Here is a 2,235-nt window from a genome sequence, read left to right on the forward strand (position 1 = left end):
GATCTTGACCCTTTGGATCATACTTGTCGGCATCAGTTTCCTTAGTCGGAGTGTCATCAGTTACGTGAATTTGTACTGGAATTTCATCCTTTGAACCGTCTGGGTAAGTTACTACCACTGTAGCAGTGTGATCACCTGGGGTGGTTGTATCTGGGGTGTCCTTCCAGTCGTAGTGTGTACCTGCTGGCAAGTCGTCCTTGTTGGCAATGCTATCGCCTGCGTTTGGCTTATCACCCTTGTTCACAGTCTGATCTTGACCCTTTGGATCATACTTGTCGGCATCAGTTTCCTTAGTCGGAGTGTCATCAGTTACGTGAATTTGTACTGGAATTTCATCCTTTGAATCGTCTGGGTAAGTTACTACCACTGTAGCAGTGTGATCACCTGGGGTGTTTGTATCTGGGGTGTCCTTCCAAGTGTAACCTGTATCCTTTGGCAAGTCGTCCTTGTTGGCAATGCTATCACCTGCGTTTGGCTTATCGCCCTTGTTCACAGTCTGATCTTGACCCTTTGGATCGTACTTATCTGCATCGGTTTCTTTAGATGGAGTGTCATCAGTTACGTGAATTTGTACTGGAATCTCATCCTTTGAACCGTCTGGATAAGTTACTACTACTGTAGCAGTGTGATCACCTGGCTTAGTAGTATCTGGTGTCTCCTTCCAAGTGTAACCTGTGTCCTTTGGTAAGTCATCCTTGTTGGCGATACTGTCTTCCGCCTTAGGTTGATCACCCTTGTTCACAGTCTGATCTTGACCCTTTGGATCGTACTTATCTGCGTCAGTTTCCTTAGTTGGAGTTTCCTCCTTGACGTGGATATTAACTTCAACTTCATCCTTTGAACCGTCTGGGTAAGTTACTACCACTGTAGCAGTGTGGTCACCTGGGGTGTTTGTATCTGGGGTGTCCTTCCAAGTGTAGCCTGTATCCTTTGGTAAGTCGTCCTTGTTGGCAATGCTATCACCTGCGTTTGGCTTATCGCCCTTGTTCACAGTCTGATCTTGACCCTTTGGATCGTACTTATCTGCATCGGTTTCTTTAGATGGAGTGTCATCAGTTACGTGAATTTGTACTGGAATCTCATCCTTTGAACCGTCTGGATAAGTTACTACTACTGTAGCAGTGTGATCACCTGGCTTAGTAGTATCTGGTGTCTCCTTCCAAGTGTAACCTGTGTCCTTTGGTAAGTCATCCTTGTTGGCGATACTGTCTTCCGCCTTAGGTTGATCACCCTTGTTCACAGTCTGATCTTGACCCTTTGGATCGTACTTATCTGCGTCAGTTTCCTTAGTTGGAGTTTCCTCCTTGACGTGGATATTAACTTCAACTTCATCCTTTGAACCGTCTGGGTAAGTTACTACCACTGTAGCAGTGTGATCACCTGGGGTGTTTGTATCTGGGGTGTCCTTCCAAGTGTAACCTGTATCCTTTGGCAAGTCGTCCTTGTTGACGATGCTGTCGCCTGCGTTTGGCTTATCACCCTTGTTCACAGTCTGATCTTGACCTTTTGGATCGTACTTGTCAGCATCATTTTCCTTAGTTGGAGTTTCATCCTTGACGTGGATATTAACTTCAACTTCATCCTTTGAACCGTCTGGGTAAGTTACTACCACTGTAGCAGTGTGGTCACCTGGGGTGTTTGTATCTGGGGTGTCCTTCCAAGTGTAGCCTGTATCCTTTGGTAAGTCGTCCTTGTTGACGATGCTGTCGCCTGCGTTTGGCTTATCACCCTTGTTCACAGTCTGATCTTGACCTTTTGGATCGTACTTGTCAGCATCAGTTTCCTTAGTTGGAGTTTCCTCCTTGACGTGGATAGTTACGTCCACTTCATCTTGAGAGCCATCTGGGTAAGTTACCACTACTGTTACGCCGTGGTCACCTGATTTAGAAGTATCTGGAGTTTCCTTCCAAGTGTAGTCAGTGTTCTTTGGCAAGTCATCCTTGTTGGCAATACTGTCACCGGCCTTTGGTTCTTGACCTTTATCGACAGTTTGATCTTGGCCTTGCGGTTTGTGACTTTCTGCATCTGAATTTACGTGGATGTTAACTTCAACTTCGTCCTTTGAACCATCTGGATAAGTTACCACTACTGTTGCGCCGTGGTCACCTGATTTAGAAGTATCTGGGGTTTCTTTCCAAGTGTAGTCAGTGTTCTTTGGCAAGTCATCCTTGTTAGCAATACTATCTTCGGCCTTTGGCTCATCACCCTTGTTCACAGTCTGATCCTTACCTTGTG

Annotated in this window: 1 protein-coding gene; it reads right to left on the minus strand. The window is 45.8% G+C overall.

Features of this window, described 5'->3' with window-relative positions:
- Window positions 1-2,215: Rib/alpha-like domain-containing protein (locus J2Z60_RS10835; protein WP_342590258.1), on the minus strand; the 2,215-nt coding region annotated here is incomplete at its 3' end.
- Window positions 2,216-2,235: the final 20 nt, after the last annotated feature.

It is taken from the genome of Lactobacillus colini (genome assembly GCF_017874575.1).
GTDB classification, from domain to species: domain Bacteria; phylum Bacillota; class Bacilli; order Lactobacillales; family Lactobacillaceae; genus Lactobacillus; species Lactobacillus colini.